Annotated in this window: 23 protein-coding genes; 17 read left to right on the top strand and 6 right to left on the bottom strand. The window is 71.4% G+C overall.

The annotated features are described in order from the left end of the window. Nucleotides 1–276 precede the first annotated feature (276 nt). From ACFCZ1_RS36900 to ACFCZ1_RS36860, 9 genes are all read left to right on the top strand, one after another. Nucleotides 277–783 (top strand): hypothetical protein, encoded by a 507-nt coding sequence (locus ACFCZ1_RS36900; protein ID WP_376682677.1) that lies wholly within the window; start codon nucleotides 277–279, stop codon nucleotides 781–783. Between the two features lie 19 nt (nucleotides 784–802). After that, on the top strand, nucleotides 803–1,456 hold the full coding sequence (locus ACFCZ1_RS36895) for an HAD family hydrolase (RefSeq protein WP_376682676.1): 654 nt from the start codon (nucleotides 803–805) through the stop codon (nucleotides 1,454–1,456). A 43-nt stretch (nucleotides 1,457–1,499) separates the two neighbouring features. Continuing rightward, nucleotides 1,500–2,723, top strand: coding sequence for an MFS transporter (locus ACFCZ1_RS36890; RefSeq protein WP_376682675.1), 1,224 nt, complete (start codon nucleotides 1,500–1,502; stop codon nucleotides 2,721–2,723). After that, nucleotides 2,674–3,843 carry an acetoin utilization protein AcuC gene (locus ACFCZ1_RS36885; RefSeq protein ID WP_376682674.1) on the top strand — a complete coding sequence of 390 codons (1,170 nt, stop codon included), beginning with the start codon at nucleotides 2,674–2,676 and terminating at the stop codon, nucleotides 3,841–3,843. Before ACFCZ1_RS36890 ends, ACFCZ1_RS36885 begins: the two co-directional genes overlap by 50 nt. A 78-nt stretch (nucleotides 3,844–3,921) precedes the next feature. After that, nucleotides 3,922–4,737 (top strand): phosphatase, encoded by an 816-nt coding sequence (locus ACFCZ1_RS36880; RefSeq protein WP_376682673.1) that lies wholly within the window; start codon nucleotides 3,922–3,924, stop codon nucleotides 4,735–4,737. A 129-nt stretch (nucleotides 4,738–4,866) separates the two neighbouring features. Then, nucleotides 4,867–5,076, top strand: a complete 210-nt coding sequence (locus ACFCZ1_RS36875) for a helix-turn-helix domain-containing protein (protein WP_008738568.1) — start codon at nucleotides 4,867–4,869, stop codon at nucleotides 5,074–5,076. A 121-nt stretch (nucleotides 5,077–5,197) separates the two neighbouring features. After that, complete coding sequence (locus tag ACFCZ1_RS36870; RefSeq protein WP_003948845.1) at nucleotides 5,198–5,296, top strand: 30S ribosomal protein bS22; 99 nt, start codon at nucleotides 5,198–5,200, stop codon at nucleotides 5,294–5,296. A 100-nt stretch (nucleotides 5,297–5,396) separates the two neighbouring features. Then, a complete protein-coding gene (locus ACFCZ1_RS36865; RefSeq protein WP_376682672.1) occupies nucleotides 5,397–6,467 on the top strand; it encodes an NAD-dependent epimerase/dehydratase family protein in 1,071 nt (356 codons plus the stop codon). Beyond that, nucleotides 6,467–7,441 (top strand): lysophospholipid acyltransferase family protein, encoded by a 975-nt coding sequence (locus tag ACFCZ1_RS36860; RefSeq protein ID WP_376682671.1) that lies wholly within the window; start codon nucleotides 6,467–6,469, stop codon nucleotides 7,439–7,441. Before ACFCZ1_RS36865 ends, ACFCZ1_RS36860 begins: the two co-directional genes overlap by 1 nt. A gap of 58 nt (nucleotides 7,442–7,499) precedes the next feature. Here the strand turns inward: ACFCZ1_RS36860 and ACFCZ1_RS36855 are convergent, their stop codons facing one another. The 3 genes from ACFCZ1_RS36855 to ACFCZ1_RS36845 all read right to left on the bottom strand — a co-directional run bounded on the left by ACFCZ1_RS36855 (nucleotide 7,500) and on the right by ACFCZ1_RS36845 (nucleotide 11,161). Next, nucleotides 7,500–8,705, bottom strand: a complete 1,206-nt coding sequence (locus tag ACFCZ1_RS36855) for a DUF5667 domain-containing protein (protein ID WP_376682670.1) — start codon at nucleotides 8,703–8,705, stop codon at nucleotides 7,500–7,502. A 232-nt stretch (nucleotides 8,706–8,937) separates the two neighbouring features. Further along, complete coding sequence (locus tag ACFCZ1_RS36850) at nucleotides 8,938–9,756, bottom strand: ECF subfamily RNA polymerase sigma factor, BldN family (RefSeq protein ID WP_376682669.1); 819 nt, start codon at nucleotides 9,754–9,756, stop codon at nucleotides 8,938–8,940. 409 nt (nucleotides 9,757–10,165) lie between these two features. Next, nucleotides 10,166–11,161 carry an HAD family hydrolase gene (locus ACFCZ1_RS36845; RefSeq protein ID WP_376682668.1) on the bottom strand — a complete coding sequence of 332 codons (996 nt, stop codon included), beginning with the start codon at nucleotides 11,159–11,161 and terminating at the stop codon, nucleotides 10,166–10,168. 98 nt (nucleotides 11,162–11,259) lie between these two features. On the opposite strand from ACFCZ1_RS36845, the gene ACFCZ1_RS36840 reads away from it, so the two are divergent. The 7 genes from ACFCZ1_RS36840 to ACFCZ1_RS36810 all read left to right on the top strand — a co-directional run bounded on the left by ACFCZ1_RS36840 (nucleotide 11,260) and on the right by ACFCZ1_RS36810 (nucleotide 18,531). Continuing rightward, a complete protein-coding gene (locus ACFCZ1_RS36840; RefSeq protein ID WP_376682667.1) occupies nucleotides 11,260–11,547 on the top strand; it encodes a glutaredoxin family protein in 288 nt (95 codons plus the stop codon). Nucleotides 11,548–11,820: 273 nt separating this feature from the next. Further along, nucleotides 11,821–12,633, top strand: a complete 813-nt coding sequence (locus ACFCZ1_RS36835; RefSeq protein WP_376682666.1) for a redox-sensing transcriptional repressor Rex — start codon at nucleotides 11,821–11,823, stop codon at nucleotides 12,631–12,633. After that, nucleotides 12,630–14,312, top strand: coding sequence for a glutamyl-tRNA reductase (locus ACFCZ1_RS36830; RefSeq protein WP_376682665.1), 1,683 nt, complete (start codon nucleotides 12,630–12,632; stop codon nucleotides 14,310–14,312). The genes ACFCZ1_RS36835 and ACFCZ1_RS36830 overlap by 4 nt, the downstream gene beginning before the upstream one ends. Next, the gene (hemC, locus tag ACFCZ1_RS36825) at nucleotides 14,309–15,277 is read left to right on the top strand and encodes a hydroxymethylbilane synthase (RefSeq protein WP_376682664.1); all 969 of its coding nucleotides are present in this window, start codon (nucleotides 14,309–14,311) and stop codon (nucleotides 15,275–15,277) included. The genes ACFCZ1_RS36830 and hemC overlap by 4 nt, the downstream gene beginning before the upstream one ends. Beyond that, nucleotides 15,274–16,947: a uroporphyrinogen-III synthase gene (locus ACFCZ1_RS36820; protein WP_376682663.1), complete on the top strand. Its 1,674-nt coding sequence runs from the start codon at nucleotides 15,274–15,276 to the stop codon at nucleotides 16,945–16,947. Before hemC ends, ACFCZ1_RS36820 begins: the two co-directional genes overlap by 4 nt. Before the next feature lie 186 nt (nucleotides 16,948–17,133). Next, nucleotides 17,134–18,135, top strand: coding sequence for a porphobilinogen synthase (gene hemB, locus ACFCZ1_RS36815; protein ID WP_376682662.1), 1,002 nt, complete (start codon nucleotides 17,134–17,136; stop codon nucleotides 18,133–18,135). A gap of 123 nt (nucleotides 18,136–18,258) precedes the next feature. Then, a complete protein-coding gene (locus tag ACFCZ1_RS36810) occupies nucleotides 18,259–18,531 on the top strand; it encodes a DUF1876 domain-containing protein (protein ID WP_376682661.1) in 273 nt (90 codons plus the stop codon). A gap of 60 nt (nucleotides 18,532–18,591) precedes the next feature. Here the strand turns inward: ACFCZ1_RS36810 and ACFCZ1_RS36805 are convergent, their stop codons facing one another. The 3 genes from ACFCZ1_RS36805 to argS form a co-directional block, all read right to left on the bottom strand. Next, nucleotides 18,592–19,398, bottom strand: coding sequence for a VOC family protein (locus ACFCZ1_RS36805; RefSeq protein ID WP_376682660.1), 807 nt, complete (start codon nucleotides 19,396–19,398; stop codon nucleotides 18,592–18,594). Nucleotides 19,399–19,437: 39 nt separating this feature from the next. Beyond that, a complete protein-coding gene (locus ACFCZ1_RS36800; protein ID WP_376682659.1) occupies nucleotides 19,438–19,938 on the bottom strand; it encodes a DUF3995 domain-containing protein in 501 nt (166 codons plus the stop codon). A gap of 101 nt (nucleotides 19,939–20,039) precedes the next feature. Beyond that, nucleotides 20,040–21,806, bottom strand: a complete 1,767-nt coding sequence (gene argS, locus ACFCZ1_RS36795) for an arginine--tRNA ligase (RefSeq protein ID WP_376682658.1) — start codon at nucleotides 21,804–21,806, stop codon at nucleotides 20,040–20,042. A gap of 180 nt (nucleotides 21,807–21,986) precedes the next feature. Here argS and lysS point away from each other — a divergent pair, with 180 nt between their 5' ends. Continuing rightward, nucleotides 21,987–23,714, top strand: coding sequence for a lysine--tRNA ligase (gene lysS / locus ACFCZ1_RS36790; protein ID WP_376682657.1), 1,728 nt, complete (start codon nucleotides 21,987–21,989; stop codon nucleotides 23,712–23,714). Nucleotides 23,715–23,810: the final 96 nt, after the last annotated feature.

Here is a 23,810-nt window from a genome sequence, read left to right as displayed (position 1 = left end):
CCCTGTGGGAGAGTAGGACGCCGCCGAACAATCATTGCGGAAGCCCCGCACCAGACCCTCCGGGGTCCGGTGCGGGGCTTTTCTGCGTTCAGGACCCGCGTTTAGGGTCTGGACATGCCGAATGAACGAGACGCGGTTCTTCTCCTGCCCGAGCGCGGTCATCCCGGACACCGGGACACCTCCATAGGCGGACCGCTGCTGTGGCCGGCCGGTGAAGCGTGGCCCACGTGTTCGGTCCCGGACGAGCAGGAGCCCTCCGGGGAGCCGGCCGTCGCCATGGTGCCCGTCGTCCAGGTCTACCGGCGCGACGTGCCCGGTGAATGGTGGCCGGGCGGCATGGACCTGCTGCAGATTCTCTGGTGCCCCAACGAGCACTGGGAGGCCCAGCAGAACCAGGCCGAAGGGGCTCCGACGGTGGAAGTGCGCTGGAGGCTGGCCGCAGAGGTCGTGGCGCCGGATGTCGGACCCGGGGATCGAAGCGGTCACGGGCGTCACGAAGAGGGACTCGTGCCGCATCGGTGCACCGTGTCGATCGAGTCGGTGGCCGACGACGTGGACCGGCCCGTCAGCCGCTACGACGTGTGGAAGATCGGCGGGCACCCCCGGTGGTCGATCACCGATCCCCGTGAGATCCGCTGTGGCACCTGCGATGCCCGGGCGGAGCTGCTGTTCACGGTGTCCAGCGGCGACGTGACGGGCGTCGACGTCGGCCGGTCGGGTGAGCTGAGGATCTTTGCGTGTCCTGCGGATGCCCGGCATGGGGTCCAGATGGATCTGGCCTGACGGCTCGTAGGGTTGGGGCATGGGCTATGACCTCGTCATCTTCGACAACGACGGCGTGCTGGTGGACAGCGAGCCGCTCGCCAACAGCATCCTCGCCGGGTACCTGAGCGAGCTGGGGCACCCGACCTCCTACGAGGAGTCGCTCCGCGACTACATGGGGGCGGCCGTGCACCGGGTGCACGACCTCGTCCTGGAGCGGACCGGGGAGAGGCTGCCGGACGACTTCGACGAGGAGCTGTACGCGCGCACCTTCGCCGCGTTCGAGCGGGAGCTGAAGCCCGTCCCGGGCGTGGAGGAGGTGCTCGGGGCACTCACCGCGAACGGGATCGGGTACTGCCTGGCCTCCTCCGGGAGCCACGAGCGGATCCGGGTCGGACATCGCGCGGCCGGGCTCGACGGGTGGTTCGAGGAGGAGTGGATCTTCAGCTCCCAGGATGTCGGCCAGGGGAAGCCCTCGCCCGATCTGTTCCTGCACGCGGCTCGGTCGATGGGGGTGGAACCCGCGCGGTGCGTCGTCGTCGAGGACAGCCCGCTCGGCGTGCGGGCCGCGCTCGCCGCGGGCATGGACGTGTTCGCGTTCACCTCGATGGTGCCCGCCGAGCAGCTCGGCGGGGCCACCGCGTACTTCGGGGACATGAAGCAGCTGCCGGGACTTCTGCAACTGCCCGTGTGATCGCTCTACCCCCCGGTAGCCCCGGGGCCTACGCTGACCCGCCATGACGGATGATGTGCGGCTGCGGCTGCGGCTGCGGCGCGGGCGGGGTGCTCTGGGGTTCAGCTTCTTCGCGCAGGGTGTCGCCTTCGCCCTGCTCGTGACGCGGATTCCGGCCATCCAGGACCGGTACGGGATATCCGACGGGCTGCTGCCCGCCTTCCTCGCCGCCGTGCCGGTCCTCGCCGGCGCGGCGAGCGTCGCCACCGAGCACCTCGTGAAGCGGGTGGCGCCCAGCGCGGTGCTCAGGTGGGCGCAGCCTCTGGTGCTGCTGTCCCTGCTGGGGGTCGGGGCCGGCAGCCGGATGTGGCACGTGGCCCTGGCCCTGGGGGCGTTCGGGCTTTCGGTCGGTGCGCTGGACGCCTCGATGAACATGATCGGGGTCAGCCTGCAGCGGGCGTACCGGCGCAGCATCATGCTGGGTTTCCACGCCGCGTACAGCCTCGGCGGGATCCTGGGGGCCTCGGCCGCGTGGGCCGGGGCGCACTGGCATCTGGACCTGTTCCTCTCCTATCTGCCCGTCGTGGCCCTGTTGCTGCCGCTCGTGCTGTGGGCGAGCCGCGACTACGTCGTCACCCCTTCCGGCGCGGGCCAGGAGAAGGGGCTGGGCACGGGCGGTGGCAAGCTGCTGTTGCCGCTCTGCCTGGTGATGGCGTGCGCGTACATCGGCGACTCGACGGTGGCGAACTGGAGTGCGAAGTACCTGCAGGACGTGCTGGGGAGCTCCGAGCAGTTGGCGACCGTCCCGTACAACGTCTACATGGTGACCACCCTCCTCGGGCGGGCCGTCGGGGACCTGGGCGTGCGGCGCTTCGGGGCCGCGGCCGTCGTACGGGGCGGGACGGTGGTCGCGGCCTCCGGTTTCGCGGTCGTGGCGGCCGCTCCGGGCGCGTGGGCGGGGATGCTCGGCTTCACGCTGCTGGGGATCGGGCTGTGCGTGATCGTGCCGCAGACCTTCGCCGCCGCGGGGAGGCTCTTCCCGGGGGCGTCGGACACCGCCGTCGCCCGGCTGAACATCTTCAACTACGTCGGGTTCCTGATCGGGTCGCCGCTCGTCGGCGGGATCGGGGACGCCTGGAGCTACCGGGGCGCGATGCTCGTGCCGATGGTTCTCGTCATGATCACTCTGTTCCACGCCGGCTCGTTCGGACCGCGGGCGGCCCGCTACGGTGTCGGGCATGAGCGGCCGCGGGTTGTTGATGTGGGACGAGGCGGTAACGAAGTATGACTTCGGGCCCAGCCATCCGATGGATCCGGTGCGTCTGGCGCTGACCATGGGCCTGGTACGCGCCTTCGGGCTGGACCGGGTCATGGAGGTACGGGCGGCCCGCGCGGCCGGGGACTCGACGCTGAAGCTGGTCCACCGGGAGGACTACGTCGCCGCGGTGCGCGAGGTGTCCGCGGACCCCGGGGTCGCCGACGGCTCGTACGGGCTGGGAACCGTGGACGATCCCGCCTTCCACGGCATGCACGAGGCTTCGGCGCTGATCGCAGGGCAGTCGGTGGCGGGGGCGGAGGCGGTCTGGCGCGGTGAGGCCGAGCACGCCGTGAACTTCGCCGGCGGGCTGCACCACGCCATGCCGGGCGGCGCGGCCGGCTTCTGCGTGTACAACGACGCCGCCCTGGCCGTCGCGCGGCTGCTGGAGCTGGGGGCGGAGCGGGTCGCGTACGTGGATGTGGACGTCCATCACGGGGACGGCGTACAGGCGGCGTTCTGGGACGACCCTCGGGTGCTGACCGTCTCCGTGCACGAGCATCCGCGGACGCTGTTCCCGCAGACCGGCTGGCCGCAGGAGACGGGAGGGCCGGCGGCCGAGGGGTCGGCGGTGAACGTCGCGCTGCCCGCGGGGACCGGGGACGAGGGGTGGCTGCGGGCCTTCCACGGGGTCGTGCCGGAGCTGCTGGCGGACTTCCGGCCGCAGGTGCTGGTGACCCAGCACGGGGCGGACACGCACTTCGAGGACCCGCTGGCGCATCTGGCGGTGTCCCTGGACGCCCAGCGGGCCGTGCAGGAGGCCTGTCACCGGCTCGCGCACGAGTATGCGGACGGGCGGTGGCTGGCGCTGGGCGGCGGCGGGTACGCGGTGGTGGACGTCGTGCCGCGCTCGTGGACGCACCTGGTGGGGATCGCCGCGCACCGGCCCGTGGATCCGGAGGCGGCCGTGCCGGCCTCGTGGCGGGACGAGGTGTACGCGCGGACGCGGGCGCTGGCGCCGGGCCGGATGACGGACGGGCGGACGGTGTCGTGGCGGGACTGGGACGCGGGGTACGACCCGGCGGACCGCACGGATCAAGCCGTGCTGGCGACCCGGCGGGCGGTGTTCCCGCTGCGCGGCATGCTGACCTGACGACGGGTCGTTACGCCGACCGTGGGGCTGTTCACCGGAACTGATGATCCACCAGTTTCGTTGAGGCAGCATCGGAGGGTGTTGAGCACCGCCGCGCTGCGTGCGCATCTGCTGGCCGCCCGGTTGGCCGGGCCGATCGCCACCTCCCGGGAGGAGAGCCTGCGCAGCTACCGGCTGTTCGCGGCGCGCGATCCGCGGGTGCTGCTCGGGCTGGATCCGGAGCGGGGCTGGGGCGAGCGTGACCTGCTGGGGCTGATGGCGGACAAGTGCGGGGTCTCGGCGGACCCCGCGCACGTCAGCGGGCCGGACGTGATCGATCCGGAGCTGACGCTGGCGGCGCTGGAGGCCTTCGCCGGGCGGCTGCGCATGGCGGCCGGGGCGCGGTCCCCGGTGTTGTTCGGGACGGGTCACCCCCATCGGCTCCTGGGTTTCTACGCCGGGTTGGCCGAGGCGATGTCGGCGGCGGGATGTGTCGTCCTCACCCCGGCGCAGGGGGTGAGTGTCGACATGGCGACCCGGTTCGGCGTACGCACGTACGCCATCGATTACGTACGGGGGGTCGCACTGGTGCGGGAACCCGGCGTGCGGCCGGCGGGGAGTGTGACCGGCGCACACTCCCATTCACCCCTGCCGGTTCGGATCGCTCTGGGTGCCCTCGCGGAGGCCGGCGGGCCGTTGCCGGAGCTGGTGGTGGGGGACCACGGATGGGTCTGCGGCGCAGGTCAGCTGGGTGTGGAGGCGATCGGGCTGGCGGATACGGACGATCCCGCGCTGTTCGTCGGCGAGGCCGAGGGGCGGGTGGCGGTGGCCGTTCCGCTTGATGACGCGGTGCGTGCGGACCACTACCGACCGCTTGCTCGCTATGTACTCAATCGGGCGCGTCTGTCGGGGTGAAAGGAGTGGCCGTAGCTCCTCTTCCCCACTCGTATCACGCGCCCCTACTCTGGGGAGTGAGCGTGCGACGACGAGGAGTAACCGGAGGGGAAGCCGGTGCCCGTCATGCGCGGAAGGTCAAGGTGTGTCATGGCTGCTGGCGAGAGGCCTCTCAGTGAGGTTCAGTTCCTGACCGTGGCGGAGGTCGCCTCGGTGATGCGAGTGTCGAAGATGACCGTGTACCGGCTGGTGCACAACGGGCATCTGCCCGCAATCCGGGTGGGCCGGTCCTTCCGGGTCCCCGAAAATGCGGTTCACGAGTACCTCCGAGAGTCCTATGTGGGGGTGGAGTCGGCCTGAGACTGACCGCGGCGCGCCCTCGGATTACAAGCTCAGAGCTCGGGACGGTAGGCTAGGCCGACGTAGGTCGTGTGGGCCCCGACGCCCCGCACCGAATGAAGAGAAGTGAGCGAGGGTAGTCGTGGGCTCTGTTATCAAGAAGCGGCGCAAGCGGATGGCTAAGAAGAAGCACCGCAAGCTGCTCAAGCGCACCCGCGTCCAGCGTCGTAACAAGAAGTAAACGGCAGCTGTACGTGTTCTCCGCAGCCCCTCCACCATCCTGGTGGGGGGGCTGCGGTGCAGCCGGAGACGGTTGCTCCATCTAGGGAGGCGCTGAGCTCGTGGGGAAGGTCGTACTGGTCACCGGGGCTGCCCGGCAGCTGGGGGGCCGCTTCGTGCGCCGCATCCAGCGTGACCCGGAGGTCGAGCGGGTGATCGCGGTCGACGCGGTGACACCGCCGCACCGGCTCGGATCGGCGGAGTTCGTCCGTACGGACATCAGACAGTCGGCGATCGCCCGCGTGCTGGCCGAGCACGCCGTGGACACGGTGGTCCACCTGGCGGTCACCGGGGGAAGAACCGGCGGTGCGCACAGCACCGTCAAGGAAACGAACGTCATCGGGACGATGCAGCTCCTCGGGGCCTGCCAGAAGTCACCGACGGTGCGACGGCTCGTGGTGAAGTCCAGTACCAGCGTGTACGGGGGCACCTCGCGGGATCCGGCCGTCTTCACCGAGACCACGCAGCCCAAGTCGCTGCCGGCGGGCGGCTTCGCCAAGGACGCCGCCGAGGTCGAGGGGTACGTACGGGGCTTCGCGCGCAGGCGGCCGGACGTCGCGGTGTGCGTGCTGCGGTTCGCGAACATCCTGGGACCCTTCGCGGACTCGGCGCTCGCCGAGTACTTCTCGATCCCCGTGATGCCGACCGTGCTGGGCTACGACCCGCGGCTGCAGTTCGTCCACGAGGACGACGTGCTCGACGTGCTGGGGCTGGCGGCGCGGGAGCCGCGGCGGGGGACGCTGAACAGCGGGACCTTCAACATCGCGGGTGACGGCGTACTGCTGCTGTCGCAGTGCTCGCGGCGGCTGGGGCGGCCCACGCTGCCGCTCTTGCTGCCCGCCGTGACGTGGGTGGGGTCGGCGCTGCGGACGGTCGGTGTCACGGACTTCTCGCCGGAGCAGATAAGGCTCCTCACGCACGGCCGCGTCGTGGAGACGTCGCAGATGCGGGAAGTGCTCGGTTTCGAGCCCATGTACACGACCGCCGAGACGTTCGCGGACTTCGCGCGCAGCCGCGGGAGCGGGCTGCTGCCGCCGGAGCGGGTGGGGCGGGCCGTGGACCGGGTGGCTGCCATGCTGAAGGCAGACGGCTTGGAGACGTACGTCGACGCGGCTGAAGGAGCGAAGCGATAGTGGCGGATGCCAAGGTCATTCCGTTCGACGAGGACCGGTCGCGGCGGCGGGCGCCGCGCAGGGTGCGGGCGGTGCCCGCTCCGGAGCCGGTGGCCCCGCCGGCCGCTGCGGAGCCGGCCGGGGCGGGGTCCCCGGGCGGCTGGGACCGGCGGATCGCCGGCGGGCTGGCGTTCCTGCGGCGGCGGGTCACCGGGGAGTACGAGGTCGACGAGTTCGGCTACGACAAGGAGCTGACGGACCAGGTCCTGATGTCCCTGATGCGGCCGTTGTACGACAAGTACTTCCGGGTCGAGGTCAAGGGCATCGAGAACATCCCGGCGGAGGGCGGTGCGCTGATCGTGGCGAACCACTCGGGGACGCTGCCGCTGGACGGGCTGATGCTCCAGGTCGCCGTGCACGACCACCACCCGGCGCAGCGGCACCTGCGGCTGCTGGCGGCGGATCTGGTGTTCATGCTGCCGGTGGTGAACGAGCTGGCCCGCAAGGCCGGTCACACCCTGGCGTGCGCGGAGGACGCGCAACGGCTGCTGGAGGCCGGGGAGCTGGTCGGTGTGATGCCGGAGGGCTTCAAGGGGATAGGGAAGCCGTTCGGGGACCGGTACAAGCTGCAGCGGTTCGGGCGGGGCGGGTTCGTGTCCACGGCCCTGCGGGCGGGGACGCCGATCGTGCCGTGCTCGATCGTGGGGGCGGAGGAGATCTACCCGATGGTCGGCAACGCGAAGACGCTCGCGCGGCTGCTGGGGATCCCGTACTTCCCGATCACGCCGACGTTCCCGTGGCTGGGGCCGCTGGGCGCGGTGCCGCTGCCGACGAAGTGGACGATCCAGTTCGGTGAGCCGATCGCCACCGAGGGCTACGCGGCGGAGGCTGCGGAGGACCCGATGCTGATGTTCAACCTGACGGACGAGGTGCGGGAGCAGATCCAGCACACGCTGTACAAGCTGCTGGTGCAGAGACGGTCCGTCTTCTTCTGAAGACGGCGCGATGGGGCCGGGGTACCGCTCTTGCGGTACCCCGGCCCCATCGGCCTTGTTACCCGGCGTCCTCCGCGTTGAGGCCCAGGCCCGGGAGGAGACCCGGGAGCAGGGGCGGGAGGGTGATGTCCGGCTGCGGGAGCTCCGGAGTGCCCGAGGAGGGCTGGGCCGACTGACCCTGGGGCGGGTTCAGCAGCTCGCCCGTACCGCCCAGGAGACCGCCCGTGGACGGGGGCCGGCTGCTGCCCGAGGGCGACGGCGCGGGGCTGCCCGACGGGGCGCCGGACGCGGGCGTGGACTGCTGTTTGCCGCTGGGGGTGCCCGGCTTGGCCGAGGCGCCGGGTGCGCCGGTGCCCCGGGTCTGCTCCGGTGTCTTGGGGAGCAGACCCTGGAGCGGCGCCACGTCTTCGTCTATGGCCTGGAAGACCGACTCCACCTCACCGCCCACGTCCGTGAGCTGCGCGGGCAGCTTCTCCCGGAGCTTGCCCCACGCGTCGCGGTGGGAGCGGGAGAACGAGGACAGCGTCTGGATCGGGCCGATCTCGCCGTCCCGTTCGTACGCGGCCTGGAGGAGCCGGTGGCCCTCCTCCGCGTCGTGCTTCATTCCCGCCAGTGCTCGGCGGATCTCGCCCAGGACCTCGTGGTCCAGCACGTTGCCGCCCCGCCCGCGCTCCATCAGCCTGCGGGCTTCCGACAGGCGGTTCGAGGCCTGGTCGAGATAGAGCTCGCCCCGGTCCGAATCGTCGTCGGTCAGCCCGAGCTTCAGGTCCTCCACCCCGCGCTTCACCGGGTAGAGGTGGTCACCGGGCAGGGCGTCGGAACTGGCAGCGGCCACTCCGCTGAAGGCCCCCGCGGCCACACCGACGGTGAGGCCGCCCGCTGCGATGCCCTTGGACCAGCGGGAGCGGGGCCGCAAGTTCCGGAGCGAGGTCGCCCGGTGGGCGCCGCGGCCGGTCCGCTGTTCGGGCACTTGAGGGTCCGCGGCGGCACCGCCCCCGGCCCTCTCCTCCAGCACCATGGCCTCCATGGCGGCAACGAGCTGGGCTCGCTGCACCACTTTGACCTCTGGATCCAGCATCGGGCGCGGCATTCGTTCGCCGAGCACGCTCGCCAGGGCCAACAACCGGTTGTGGTCGGCAGGTTCGGCAGGTGCCTCGGACTGCTCGGCCGCCGGGTCCGGTTCCGAAGGGTCGGACGGGGTCCGATCCTCCAGGGCCTGGGCGAAGGCGTTCGCCCGCCGGTGCGGAGTCACGTTCGCGATCACTGGCGGCACCTCCTCTCGTCATGACGATCGACTCCCCAAGGTGTCCGGAAGGTTGCCTTCCTTGAGCACGTCCACCCTTTCGAGTGAGCGGCTTCGGGCAGGGCGTGTCCACAGGGAGCCTGCATTCCGCACAACGAGCGTCGCGGCACTTGGGTTACGGACGAAGGATGATCGGACCACAGCGTCATCGAGGGGTCACCGGGTGTATGTGAGTCGTGTTGTCTGAACGGGGTCAGCGGGCGTCATCGGGGAGGAGGCGGGCCAGCGTGCGGACCGCCCTGTACTGGAGCGTCTTGATGGCGCCCTCGTTCTTTCCCATCACCCGGGCCGTCTCGGCGACCGAGAGGCCCTGCAGGAAGCGCAGGGTCACGCACTCCTGCTGCTGCGGATTGAGTTTCTTCACGGCTTCCAGCAGGGCCGCGTTGGAGAGGGACTCCAGGACGGAGTCCTCGGGGCTGCGCTCGACCTCGTTGGCGTCGAGCATCTCGCCGGTGGTGACCTCCAGCCGGAAGCGGCTGGATTTGAAGTGGTCCGCCACCAGGTTGCGGGCGATCGTCACGAGCCAGGCGCCGAAGTCGCGGCCCTGCCAGGTGAAGGTCGAGATGCGCCGCAGTGCGCGCAGAAAGGTCTCGCTGGTGAGGTCCTCCGCCGTCGCCTTGCCGCCGACGCGGTAGTAGATGTAGCGGTAGACCGTGTCGCTGTACTGGTCGTAGAGGCGGCCGAAGGCCTCGGCCTCGCCGGCCTGGGCGCGTTCGACCAGATCCATCATGCGGGCCTGGTCGCTGTCCGCGGTGGGGCGGCGGTGGGTGGTGGCCTGGGTGCCCGTGCCGGCGCCGCCGGCAGAGCCCCCGGCCGCGCGGCCTCGTCTGCCCACCGTCGCTCCGCCGTCGGTCAGGGCGTAGCAAGGACCGGCCGGGCCGAGGCCGGCAGGGACCGCAGCGGCGAAGGCGGGGACGGCGTACGCGGTGGGGACGAAGCCACGCAGGTGGTCGAGGACCGTTGCGCGCAGCGTAGCCAGGCCCGAGGCGTCAACCCCGACAGGTGGGTACACGGGACTCCCAGAGGCAGAGCTTCCATCACGTGCAGTGCGGGACCGTTCACCCGTCGTGGCGACAGATGGGCGGTGGCATGCGTTTGAGGAGAATAACGCTTCGTACAGGCAGCGCTACACCCAGTTGCTCAAATCACCGGTTCCGACACTTCTGTTGCGCGTCGAGGGCATATTCAGTCGCAGTTGGTGATCGATTCTTGATCGCTTGGATACACGGAATGGACGCTTCCGTTGGGGAGCGCGACCGGGTCGGGCAGGCCGGAGCGCGGCGCCGCGGGCGCGGGCAGAGGCGTGCGGTTACCCCGGGGCCCGGCCGTGCGGCGGGCGGGCGGGAGGCGGGCGGTGGCGGGGCGGGCCGGGCGCGGGGCCGGTGGGGCCCTGTGCGGCGCCGGTGGAGGGCCCGGCGCGGCTACTTGCGGCGGCGGTGCAGGGCGATGGCGGCGGCCGCGCCGCCGGCGATCGCGCCGACTCCGGCGGCGGCCGGGACGCCGACCTTCACGGCCTTGCGGCCGGTCCGATAGTCGCGCAGCCGCCAGTCGTTGGTCCGGGCATGCTTGCGCAGTTTTGTATCGGGATTGATCGCGTACGGATGCCCGACCAGCGACAGCATCGGGATGTCGTTGTGCGAATCGCTGTAGGCGGCACAGCGGGCGAGTTCCAGGCCCTCGGCGGCGGCCAGGGCGCGGACGGCCTCGGCCTTGGCCGGGCCGTGCAGGGGTTCGCCGACGAGGCGGCCGGTGTAGATGCCGTCCACGGATTCGGCGACGGTGCCCAGCGCCCCGGTCAGGCCGAGCCTGCGGGCGATGATCGTGGCGGTCTCGACGGGGGCGGCGGTGACGAGCCACACCTTCTGGCCGGCGTCGAGGTGGGCCTGGGCCAGGGCGCGGGTGCCCGGCCAGATCCGTTCGGCCATGTACTCGTCGTAGATCTCCTCGCCGATGGCCATCAGTTCGCAGACCTTGTGGCCCTTGACGATGGACAGGGCGCTGTCGCGGGCGTCCTGCATGTGCTCGGGGTCTTCGACCCCGGCCAGCCGGAACCAGGCCTGCTGCCAGGCGAAGCGGGCGAGCTCGCGGCGGCGGAAGAACTCGCGCTTGTAGAGGCCGCGGCCGAAGTGGAAGATCGCGGCGCCCTGCATGACGGTGTTGTCGAGGTCGAAGAAGGCGGCGGCGAGGTCGTCGCCGGCGACGGGGAACTCCGGCTCGGGCGGCGCCTCTTGCGCTTCCGCTGCCTCTTCCGCCGCCTCGTCCCGTACCCCTTCCGGTTCCGCTTCGGCGGTTCCGGTCGGATGCGGGGCATCGGCCAGCGCTGTCTTGCGGGCGGCTTCGGCCGAGGCCTCGCCTGCCAGCACGCTCCGCGCGGTGGCGGAGCGCCTACGGGGGGTGAGCCATCCCAGAGCGGCCATGACGCGAGCATAGCCACTGTGTTCGGGAGTTCCCGAACCGATGCGGTGCGGAGGCGTGAACTCTTCGGGGCGTTCCTGTTACGCAGGGGCGCGCGAGAATGGAGGGCATGAGCCCTTTGTTGCGCCGCAAGGAAAAGAAGCGTCCCGGGGAGCGGATGGTGACGCTCGTCGGCAAGCCGGGGTGCCATCTGTGTGACGACGCACAGGAGGTGATCGAGAAGGTCTGCGCGGAGACCGGCGCACAGTGGGAGAAGAAGGACATCTCGCAGGACGAGGAGCTCTACCGGCTGTACTGGGAACAGATTCCGGTGGTGCTGGTGGACGGCGAGCAGCACACCTTCTGGCGGGTGAACCCCGACCGGTTGCGGCGGGCGTTGGGGGGCTGAACCGCTTCCCGGTTACCATCATGGGCGATTTATGGGGTCTCGGGGGCGTATCTGTGAGGAGTGTGTACGGTTTTGCCCCCTTCGGGATTTGAACGGGTTCGGCGTGGCGCCGGTTCCCGCTCCGGGCGTCGAAGTTGCGTGACCCCGGTCACTTTGCTCGGACAAAGCGGACACAATCTTTGTGCACGCGTTCACAAAGGCATAGCCTGCTGTCGACGGGGCGGTCTTGGGACAAGTGACCGCCTGCAGCCCCGCTCATCCCGCAGGAGCATCGTGGCAACTGGCCGAACTCACCGACCGGCGACCCGCAGCCGAGGTATTCCCGAGGCCACTGTCGCCCGGCTTCCGCTGTACCTGCGCGCACTCACCGCGCTCTCCGAGCGATCGGTCCCCACGGTGTCCTCCGAGGAGCTCGCGGCCGCCGCCGGAGTCAACTCCGCGAAGCTGCGCAAGGACTTCTCGTACCTCGGTTCCTACGGAACGCGCGGCGTCGGGTACGACGTCGAATACCTCGTCTACCAGATCTCCCGTGAGCTCGGCCTGACCCAGGACTGGCCGGTCGTCATCGTCGGCATCGGTAATCTCGGCGCCGCCCTGGCCAACTACGGCGGTTTCGCGTCGCGCGGCTTCCGCGTGGCCGCGCTGATCGACGCCGACCCGGCGATGGCCGGAAAGCCGGTGGCCGGGATCCCCGTGCAGCACACCGACGAGCTGGAAAAGATCATCGAGGAGAACGGCGTCTCGATCGGCGTCATCGCGACGCCGGCCGGCGCCGCGCAGCAGGTGAGCGAGCGGCTGATCGCGGCCGGTGTCACCTCCATCCTGAACTTCGCCCCGACCGTGCTCTCCGTGCCCGAGGGCGTGGACGTGCGCAAGGTCGACCTGTCGATCGAACTGCAGATCCTGGCGTTCCACGAGCAGCGCAAGGCCGGCGAAGAAGCCGCGGCCGCCGCTGCCGAAGGCGGTTCCACCGTGGGCGGCGCCGCCCCCGCCGCGGCCGTCGTGCCGCCGGCCGGCCGGGCCGCCGCCGAGGCGCGCAAGGGCACCAACCCCGAGGGTGACGTGCCGGCGGTGATGCCGGCATGAGTGTGCTGGTCGTAGGGCTGAGCCACCGCAGCGCGCCCGTGAGCGTGCTGGAGCGCGCCTCGCTGTCCGCTGACGCGAAGCTGAAGCTGCTGCACGACACCCTCGCCGCCGAGCCGGCGGCGGAGGCGGCGGTGCTCGCCACGTGCAACCGGATCGAGCTGTACGCGGACGTGGACAAGTTCCACGCCGGTGTGGCGGAGCTCTCCACGCTGCTCGCACAGCACAGCGGAGTCGCGCTGGAGGAGCTCACCCCTTACCTGTACGTGCACTACGAGGACCGTGCGGTGCACCACCTGTTCTCGGTGGCGTGCGGGCTGGACTCGATGGTCGTGGGCGAGGGTCAGATCCTCGGCCAGATCAAGGACGCGCTGGCGCTGGGGCAGGAGACGCACACGGCCGGGCGGCTGATCAACGACCTGTTCCAGCAGGCGCTGCGGGTCGGCAAGCGGGCGCACTCCGAGACGGGGATCGACCGCGCGGGCCAGTCGCTGGTGACCTTCGGGCTGGAGCAGCTCGCCGTGCACGCGCCCGTGGCGGAATGGGCGGCCGGCAAGCGGGCGCTGGTGATCGGCGCCGGGTCGATGTCCTCCCTGGCCGCGGCCACGCTGGCGCGGGTCGGCGTCGCCGAGATCGTGGTCGCGAACCGGACCGCCGAGCGGGCGGAGCGGCTGGCCGAGATTCTGGTTGCCTCGGGCACCGGGGTGGCGGCCTCGGCCCTGCCGATGGGTTCGGTGCCGGACGAGCTGACACGAGTCGATGTGGTCGTCTCCTGCACCGGTGCCACCGGGCTGGTGCTGACCGCCGACGACGTGCTCGCCGCCGTGTCCTGGGACGCTGCCCCCGACCTCACGCCCCCGTCCTCCCCGGCTCCCCGGGTGGCGCCGGGCGGGGCCGACGGCCTCGCCGCGGGGGTGGACCCGGAGGTCGTGGCCAGGCTCGTGGCCGCTGCCCGGGACGGAGGCCGGCTGGCCGATGCCGGGGCAGCGCGGACCATCGCGGCCGGCGCGGAGACCGACGGGTGCCCCGTGGGGCCCGACGGGCGGTCCGCGCTGACCGGGGTCGACGCCAACTCGCTGGAACTGCACGGGACCTGGGCCGACCAGGGCGAGGCCGCGGCCCAGCGGCAGCCCCGGCGCGGCACCCGTACCCACACCGGCGGCGCGACCGCGCGCCTCGCGCTGCTGGACCTGGCCATGCCCCGGGACATCGACGCCGCCGTGCACCGGATCCCGGGCGTGCGGCTCGTGGACATCGAGTCGCTCGCGGAGGCGTCCGCGGACGCCCCGATGGCGGCCGACGTCGACGCAGTGCGCGCGATAGTCGCCGGCGAGGTGGCGGCCTTCGGCGCCGCCCAGCGGGCCGCGCACATCACGCCCACCGTCGTCGCCCTGCGGGCCATGGCGGCCGAGGTCGTGGCCATGGAAGTGGCGCGCCTCGACGGGCGGGTACCCGATCTCGACGAGCGGCAGCGGGCCGAGGTCACCCAGACCGTGCGCCGCGTCGTCGACAAACTCCTGCACGCGCCGACCGTGCGCGTCAAGCAGCTCGCGAGCGAGCCCGGCGGCGCCGGGTACGCGGAGGCGCTGCGTGAACTCTTCGATCTCGACCCGCTGACGGTGGCCTCCGTCAGCCGGGCCGACGCGGCAGACAAGAACGACGACTCAGGACGGGCATCATGAACCCACGTCTCGACCAGCCCCTGCGGCTCGGCACGCGGCGCAGCAAGCTGGCCATGTCCCAGTCAGGCCATGTCGCCGAGGCGGTACGGGCGGTCACCGGCCGTCCCGTCGAGCTCGTGGAGATCACGACCTACGGCGACGTGTCGCGCGAGCACCTCGCGCAGATCGGCGGGACGGGCGTGTTCGTCACCGCCCTGCGTGACGCGCTGCTGCGCGGCGAGGTCGACTTCGCCGTGCACTCGCTGAAGGACCTGCCGACCACGCAGCCCGACGACCTCGTGATCGCGGCGATGCCGCGGCGCGAGGACGTGCGGGACGCGCTCGTCGCCCGCGACGGCCTGACCTTCGAGGAGCTGCCCGACGGGGCCCGGATCGGTACCGGTTCGCCGCGGCGCACGGCCCAGCTCAACCACCTGGCGCTGTCGCTCGGCAAGCGCATCGAGACGGTGCCGATCCGCGGCAACGTCGACACCCGGATCGGTTTCGTACGGGACGGCGAGCTCGACGCCGTCGTCCTCGCGGCCGCCGGACTCAACCGGATCGGGCGCGGTGACGAGGCGACCGACCTGCTGTCGGTCGACAGCGTCCTGCCGGCCCCCGGCCAGGGAGCCCTGGCCGTGGAGTGCCGGGCCTCCGACGCCGGCCTCATCGCCGCGCTCGGCGAGCTCGACGACCCGTTCACCCGGGCCGCCGTGACCGCGGAGCGTTCCCTGCTCGCCGCCCTGGAGGCCGGCTGCAGCGCACCCGTGGGCGCGTTCGCCGACCTTTTGGCCGACGGGCAGATTGTCAATGAAATGCGCCTGCGCGGCGTCGTCGGAACCCTCGACGGCTCGACGCTGGTGCAGCTGTCCACCACCGGTCCCGTGCCCCAGTCGTACGACGAGGCCATGGCGCTCGGCCGCGAACTCGCGGACGAGATGCTGGCCAAGGGCGCGGCCGGTCTGATGGGGGAGCGATCGCTTTGAACCCCTCAAGTCCGACCACCTCCGCTTTTCCGGTCGTCGCCGCCCACGGACACGTCACCTTCCTCGGTGCCGGCCCTGGCGACCCGGGTCTGCTGACGCTGCGCGCCGTGGAGGCGCTCGCTGCCGCGGACGTACTGATCGCCGAGCCCGAGGTGCTCGACGTCGTACGGACGCATGCGCGCGCGGGAGTCGACACGCCGCAGCTGACGGTCGCTGACGAAGTGTCAGCAGCCGCCGGGGTCCCGGTGATCCGAGATGCCGCCAATCTTGTCATGGAGGCCGCACGGTCCGGCAGGCGGGTCGTGCGTGCCGTCACCGGTGACCCCGGCCTCGACGGGAACACGGCCGAGGAGATGCTCGTCTGCGCCACCGAGGGGATCCCCTTCGAGGTGGTCCCGGGCATCCCCACGGCCGTGGGCGTGCCCGCGTACGCGGGTGTGCCGCTCCGGGACAAGCGGGGCGACGACAACGGCGTGCGGTTCGTGGACGCGAGGACCGCGTCCACGCGCTGCTGGAGCGAGGTGGGGGCGAGCGACGGCATCCTGGTCGTCTCCGCGACGCTGGAGACGGTCTCGGCCGCCGCCACCGAGCTGGTGGGCGCCGGGCGCAAGCCCGACACCCCGCTGACCGTGACCGTCGCCGGCACGACCACGCGGCAGCGGACCTGGAACGCGACGCTGGGCACCATCGCCCAGGTGTTCAAGCAGGGCAAGGTGCTCCCGTCGCCCGAGGGCGCCCGGCCGGTCATAGCCGTGGTCGGTGAGCACAGCGCCGCCGCGCGGCGTGAGGAGCTGGCCTGGTTCGAGTCGAAGCCGCTGTTCGGCTGGCGGGTTCTCGTGCCGCGCACGAAGGAGCAGGCCGCCTCGCTCTCCGACCAGTTGCGCTCGTACGGCGCGGTGCCCCACGAGGTGCCGACCATCGCCGTGGAACCGCCGCGGACCCCGCAGCAGATGGAGCGGGCCGTGAAGGGCCTGGTGACGGGCCGGTACGAGTGGATCGCCTTCACCAGCGTCAACGCGGTCAAGGCCGTCCGGGAGAAGTTCGAGGAGTACGGGCTCGACGCGCGCGCGTTCGCCGGGATCAAGGTCGCCGCGGTGGGCGAGCAGACGGCGGCCGCGCTCGTGGAGTTCGGCGTGAAGCCGGACCTGGTGCCGAGCGGGGAGCAGTCCGCCGCCGGTCTGCTGGAGGACTGGCCCCCGTACGACCCGGTCTTCGACCCGATCGACCGCGTCTTCCTGCCGCGCGCCGACATCGCGACCGAGACGCTGGTCGCCGGGCTGATCGAGCTCGGGTGGGAGGTCGACGACGTCACCGCCTACCGGACGGTGCGCGCGTCGCCGCCGCCGGCGGACACGCGTGAGGCGATCAAGGGCGGCGGCTTCGACGCCGTGCTGTTCACGTCGTCGAGCACCGTGCGGAACCTCGTCGGCATCGCCGGGAAGCCGCACAACGTGACCGTCATCGCGTGCATCGGGCCGGCGACGGCCAAGACCGCGGAGGAGCACGGGCTGCGCGTGGACGTGCTGTCGCCGGAGCCGTCGGTGTCGAAGCTGGCGGAGGCGCTGGCCGAGTACGGTGCGGCGCGCCGCGAGGCGGCCAAGGAGGCCGGCGAGACGGTGTTCCGGCCGAGCGAGCGGCGGCCGGGGGCGCGCAGGCGCCGTACCACCTAGCGGTGGGGCAGTGAAGTGAGGGCGGTGCCCCTCCGGAGCGGGAGCCGGACACCGGGGCGGACACCGGGCCGGGCGGGTGGCGCCGGGCGCGCCGGCGGTCGGGGGGTGGGGCGCGGGCCCGACGCGGTGCGGTCGGGCCCTACGCTTGCTCTGACTGTTCTCGATGCTCGAAGAGGCGACTGACGAATGAGCACGTACGGATCCTTCCCCGGCTCGCGGCCCCGGCGGCTGCGCACCACCCCGGCGATGCGGCGGATGGTCGCGGAGAACCGGCTGCACCCCTCGGACCTGATCCTTCCGGCGTTCGTGCGGGAGGGCATCAGCGAGCCCCTGGCGATCTCGGCGATGCCGGGCGTCGTGCAGCACACGCGGGACACGCTGCGCAAGGCCGCCGTGGAGGCGGTCGAGGCCGGGGTCGCGGGGATCATGCTGTTCGGGGTTCCGGCGGACGAGAACAAGGACGCGCTGGGCACGGCGGGGACCGAGCCGGACGGGATCCTGCAGGTCGCGATCCGTGATGTGAAGGCCGAGGTCGGCGACGACCTGGTGATCATGTCGGACCTGTGCCTGGACGAGTACACGGACCACGGGCACTGCGGGGTCCTGGACGCGGACGGCCGGGTCGACAACGACGCGACGCTGGAGCGGTACGCCGAGATGGCGCAGGTCCAGGCCGACGCGGGCGTCCACGTGGTGGGCCCGAGCGGGATGATGGACGGGCAGGTCGGCGTCATCCGCGACGCGCTGGACGAGACCGGGCACGAGGACGTCTCGATCCTGGCGTACACGGCGAAGTACTCGTCCGCCTTCTACGGTCCCTTCCGGGAGGCTGTGGCCTCCTCCCTCCAGGGCGACCGCAAGACGTACCAGCAGGACTCGGCGAACGCGCGGGAGTCCATGCGCGAGCTGGCGCTGGACCTTGAGGAGGGCGCCGACATGGTGATGGTCAAGCCGGCCGGTCCCTACCTCGACATCCTGTACCGGGTGGCGCAGGCGGTGGACGTCCCGGTGGCCGCCTACCAGATCAGCGGCGAGTTCGCGATGATCGAGGCGGCGGCGGAGAAGGGCTGGATCGAGCGGGACCGGGCGATCCTGGAGACCCTGCTGGGCATCAAGCGGGCCGGTGCCGACACGATCCTCACGTACTGGGCGACCGAGGTCGCGGGCTGGCTGCGCGAGACCCGCTGACGTCCGTCTGCTCCAGGCGCCGTGAGCGGGCCGCCGGGTTCCCGCCCGCGCGGTCCCCGCTCGCGCGGTATCCCCCGTGGGCGCACCCTGGAGGGAAGGGTGACCCGCTGGAGGTGATGCACCATGTCCACGCTGGTCGGGTGGCATGTCGAGCTCGAATTCACCGAGGAGGGCCATCGCACCAGTGCGGCGGCCCTGGTCAGGCTCGGGGACGGCTCCGAGATCAGGGCGCGGGGCTATGCCTTGCGCCACCCGTCCGACCCGGAGCAGCTGAGGGTCGGGGAAGAGATCGCGGGCGCTCGCGCGCTCATGGATCTCGCGTCGCAGATGCTGCAGAAGGCCCACGGCGAGATCGACGAGGCGACGGGGCGGCACTCCTACCCCCTCAACCGTTGAGCCGTGCACCGGGAATCGGCCACCGCGGGAAGCCGCGGTGGCCGACGCCGGGTGAGGGGGTCAGGCGGGCTGCTCCGGTTCGCGCACCGTGATCACCGCGAACGGCGCGCCCTGCGGGTCGGCGAGGACGGCCAGGCGGCCCACCGGCATGTCGAAGGCGGGTGCGACGACCTTGCCGCCCGCCTCGGCGGTCGCGGCCTGGATGCCGTCCACGTCGTCGGCGTGGAAGTACGGCAGCCAGTTCGGGGGCGTGCCGGGCGGCAGGTTGCCCAGGTCCATCATCCCGGCCACCGAGCGGCCGCCGACCTTGAACTCCGTGTACTTCGGGCCGCCTTCCATGACGGAAGGTGCCGTGGTGATGGGCAGGACGGACGCGTAGAACGCGGCGGCGGCGTCGGTGTCGCCGGTGCTGAGCTCGTTCCAGACCAGCGCGCCGTGCTCGTTGACGATGCCCGCGCCGTCGAAGGTCCCCGCCTCCCACAGGCCGAAGACGGCACCGGTCGGGTCGGCGGCCACGGCCATCCGCCCGAGGTCCATGACGTCCATCGGGCCCGTCATGACCTGGCCGCCCGCGCCGCTCAGGGCCTCCAGGGTGGAATCGAGTCCGTCGGTGGACAGGTACGTCGTCCACACGGTCGGCGGCATCGGGTCGGGGACGCTGCCGTCCGGGTTCATCGCCTTCATGATCCCGGCGACCGGCTTGCCCTTGAGGGTGCAGACGGAGTACCCGCCCTGCTCGGGCGGCCCGATCTCGCCCTGCCAGCCGAAGAGGCCGCAGTAGAAGTCGAGGGCCGCCTGCTGGTCGGGGACCATCAGGTCGATCCAGCACGGGGTGCCGGGCTTGTAGGGGCCGTTCTTGTCGGGCACGGGGCTCTCCCGTCGGAGGGGGGAAGGACGGGCCGTCCCCTACCCGGGCTGTTCGGACCGAATCGGGCCGTTCGGGTGAACAGGGTGAACGGGGTGAGCGGGGTGAGCGGGGGCTGTGAGAGCGAGCCGGGCGGCCGCCCAGCCGAAGCCCAGGCAAGCGGGCGTGTAGAGCGCGAGGTTGAGGACGTGGAAGGGGCTGTCCGGCGGGCTGTCGAGGAGTCCGGCGGCCCAGCCCAGGCCCGCGAGGCCGCGTACGGTCAGACCGGCGGCCACGGCGGCGGTGACGAGGCGGGCCGGGCGGCCGCCGCGACCGTGGGCGCGGGCCAGGGTGGCGGTGGCGCCCGTCAGGAGGAGGGCGGCCAGCGGGAGTACGGCGGACGGGGCGAAGGACGTCTCGATGCCGAGGACGGCGAGGGACAGGGCCCGGGGGCCGGCGGCGGGCCAGGTCGCGCCGGTGGCCCAGTACAGGTGGAGCAGCGCGTCGACGGTGAGGAGCGAGGCCACCGCCCGGCCCGTGCGCAGTCGTGTCGTGGTCTTCATGTGGGAAGAGAGGGGGCCCACGGGGAGAACATTCCCCGTAGGCCCCCTCACACGGCCGATGCACGCATGCGCATGGGCCTGCGCACGGGCATGCGCGGACGTCAGAGCTTCTCGGGCGTCCGGATCCCGAGGAGGGCCATGCCCTTGGCGAGCGTGCGGGCCGTCAGGTCGCACAGGAACAGCCGGTTCTCGCCCACGACCAGCTCCGGCTCCGGCTTCACGACCGGGCACTGGTCGTAGAAGGTCGTGAACAGCGAGGACAGCTGGTAGAGGTACGCGGCCACCTTGTGCGGGGCGTACTCCGCGGCCGCCTCGGCGATGAGCTCGCCGAAGTGGTCCAGGTGCAGGCCCAGCGCGCGCTCGGCCGGCGCCAGCTCCAGCTCCGGGTGCGCGACCGGCCCCCGGTCGCCCGCCCTGCGCAGGATGGACTTGATCCGGGCGTAGGCGTACTGGAGGTACACCGAGGTGTCGCCGTTCAGCGAGACCATCTGGTCCAGGTCGAACTTGTAGTCCCGGGCGGCCGAGGTCGACAGGTCGGCGTACTTCACCGCGCCGATGCCGACGTACTGGCCGTTCTCCACGATCTCCGCCTCGGTCAGGCCCACCTTCTCGGCCTTCTCGCGCACGACGGCCGTGGCCCGCTCGACGGCCTCGTCCAGCAGGTCCACCAGCCGCACCGTCTCGCCCTCACGGGTCTTGAACGGCTTGCCGTCCTTGCCGAGGACCGTGCCGAAGGCCAGCTGGACGGCCTTGACGTCGTCGTTCAGCCAGCCCGCCCGGCGCGCGGTCTCGAAGACCATCTTGAAGTGCAGGGACTGCCGCGCGTCGACCACGTAGATCAGGGTGGTCGCGTTCAGCCCGCCGACCCGGTCGCGGATCGCGGAGAGGTCGGTGGCGGCGTAGCCGAAGCCGCCGTCCGACTTCTGCACGATCAGCGGGGTCGGGTTGCCGTCCGGGCCCTTGACGTCGTCGAAGAACACGCACAGCGCGCCGTTGGAGCGGACGGCGACGCCCGACTCCTCCAGCAGCTTGCACGTCTCGACGAGCATGTCGTTGTAGCCCGACTCGCCGACCACGTCGGGGTCCTGGATGTCCATGTCCAGCTTGTTGAAGACGGAGTAGAAGTAGATCTTCGACTCGTCCACGAACCGCTGCCACAGCGCCAGCGTCTCGGGCTCGCCGGCCTGGAGGTCCACCACCCGGGCCCTGGCCCGCGTCTTGAACTCCTCGTCGGAGTCGAAGAGCGCGCGCGAGGCCTTGTACAAGCGGTTCAGGTTGGACATGGCCTCCTCACCGGAGACCTCGTCCGACTTGTGGTCCAGCTCGTGCGGGTGCTCCAGCAGGTACTGGATGAGCATGCCGAACTGGGTGCCCCAGTCGCCGATGTGGTGGCGCCGGACCACCTTCTCGCCCGTGAACTCCAGGATCTCGACCATCGCGGCGCCGATCACGGCGGAACGCAGGTGGCCGACGTGCATCTCCTTGGCGACGTTCGGCTGGGCGTAGTCGATCACCGTGGTGCCGGGGTTCTGCGCGAGCGGGACGCCGAGGCGGTCGTCGCCGGCGCGCGCCGCGAGGGTCTCGATGATCGCCCTGTCGGTGATGGTGATGTTGAGGAAGCCCGGGCCCGAGACCTCGATCTCCTGGATCAGGTCACCGGTCGGGATGCCTTCGACCACGGTCGTCGCCAGCTCGCGGGGGTTGGCCTTGGCCTTCTTCGCGAGCGCCAGGATGCCGTTGGCCTGGAAGTCGGCCCGGTCGCTTCGTCGCAGCAGCGGGTCGGCGCCACCGGCCTCGGGCAGGGCCGAGGCCAGGGCGTCGGCGACGCGCTGATTGACGGAAGAAGCGAGGGAAGGGACCGAGGCCATGAGCTGCCGTTCCTGTGAGGTTGTGCCGGTGGGTGCACTTGGTTGTTCCGACAAGTGCCGAGTATCCCACGCGGGGCCCCTTCGTTTCTCGGGAGAATCCCGCGGCGGAAGCAACCTCTGAGTGGCCCGTTCCGTCTGGGAGAATGGCTGAAGCCAGCATTCGAGATAGAAGGACGTGTCGTGGCTCAGAGCAGCACCGAGACCGACTGGGTCTCCCGTTTCGCGGACGAGGTCATCGCCGAGGCGGAGCGCCGAGCACCCGGCAAACCTGTCGTCGTCGCGTCCGGACTCTCCCCCTCCGGCCCGATCCACCTGGGCAACCTCCGCGAGGTCATGACCCCGCACCTGGTCGCGGACGAGATCCGCCGCCGGGGCATCGAGGTCCGCCACGTCATCTCGTGGGACGACTACGACCGGTACCGCAAGGTGCCGGCGGGCGTCCCGGGCATCGACGAGTCGTGGGCCCAGCACATCGGGCGCCCGTTGACCTCCGTGCCCGCCCCGGCCGGGTCGGCGTACCCGAACTGGGCCGAGCACTTCAAGGCCGTCTTCGTCGAGGCGCTGGCCGAGATGGGCGTCGAGTACGACCCGATCAGCCAGACCGAGCAGTACACCTCCGGCGCCTACCGCGAGCAGGTGCTGTTCGCGATGAAGCACCGCGGCGACATCGACGCGGTCCTCGACCAGTACCGCACCAAGCAGAAGCCGGGCGGCAAGAAGCCCCAGCAGAAGCAGGTCGACGAGGCCGAGCTGGAGGCCGCCGAGGGCTCGGGCGCGGCCGCCGAGGACGACGGCAGCACCGGCGAGGGCGGGTACTTCCCGTACAAGCCGTACTGCGGCGAGTGCGGCAAGGACTTCACCAAGGTCACCTCGTACGACGACGAGACGACCGAGATGACCTACGTCTGCACCGAGGACGAGTTCACCGAGACGGTCAAGCTCAGCGAGTTCAACCGCGGCAAGCTCGTCTGGAAGGTCGACTGGCCGATGCGCTGGGCCTTCGAGGGCGTGATCTTCGAGCCCTCCGGCGTCGACCACTCCTCGCCCGGCTCGTCCTTCCAGGTCGGCGGCCAGATCGTGCACATCTTCGGCGGCGAGCAGCCGATCGGACCGATGTACGCGTTCGTCGGCATCAGCGGCATGGCGAAGATGTCCTCCAGCAAGGGCGGGGTCCCGACCCCGGCCGACGCGCTGAAGATCATGGAGCCGCAGCTGCTGCGCTGGCTGTACGCGCGCCGCCGCCCGAACCAGTCCTTCAAGATCGCCTTCGACCAGGAGATCCAGCGGCTCTACGACGAGTGGGACAAGCTGGAGGCCAAGGTCGCCGACGGCTCCGTGCTGCCCGCCGACGCCGCCGCGCACACCCGCGCCGTGCGCACCGCGGCCGGCGAGCTGCCGCGCACCCCGCGGCCGATGCCGTACCGGACGCTCGCGTCCGTCGTCGACATCACCGCCGGGCACGACGAGCAGACCCTGCGCATCCTGAGCGATCTGGAGCCGGAGAAGCCGCTCACCTCGCTCGACGAGGTACGGCCGCGCCTGGACCGCGCGGAGAACTGGATCACCACCCAGGTCCCCGCCGACCAGCGGACCCTCGTGCGCGAGGAGCCCGACGCGGAGCTGCTGTCCTCCCTGGACGACGAGGGACGCGAATCGCTGCGTCTGCTGCTGGAGGGGCTCGACTCTCACTGGTCGCTGGACGGGCTGACCACGCTGGTCTACGGCGTGCCGAAGGTCATGGCGGGCCTGGAGCCCGACGCCAAGCCGACGCCGGAGCTCAAGGTCGCGCAGCGGACGTTCTTCGCCCTGCTGTACCGCCTCCTGGTGACCCGGGAGACCGGGCCGCGGCTGCCCACGCTGCTGCTGGCGGTGGGCGCGGACCGGGTGCGCAAGCTGCTCGCCGTCTGAGGCTCGGGGACACCCGCCTCGTGACGCGGAAGGGCCCGCACCCCTCGGGGTGCGGGCCCGACCCCGGCACGAGGCGGGGGTCCCCCAGCCGCACAC

Source organism: Streptomyces sp. NPDC056224 (assembly GCF_042267665.1).
Taxonomy (GTDB): domain Bacteria; phylum Actinomycetota; class Actinomycetes; order Streptomycetales; family Streptomycetaceae; genus Streptomyces.
This window is presented reverse-complemented; position numbering and strand designations above follow the sequence as displayed.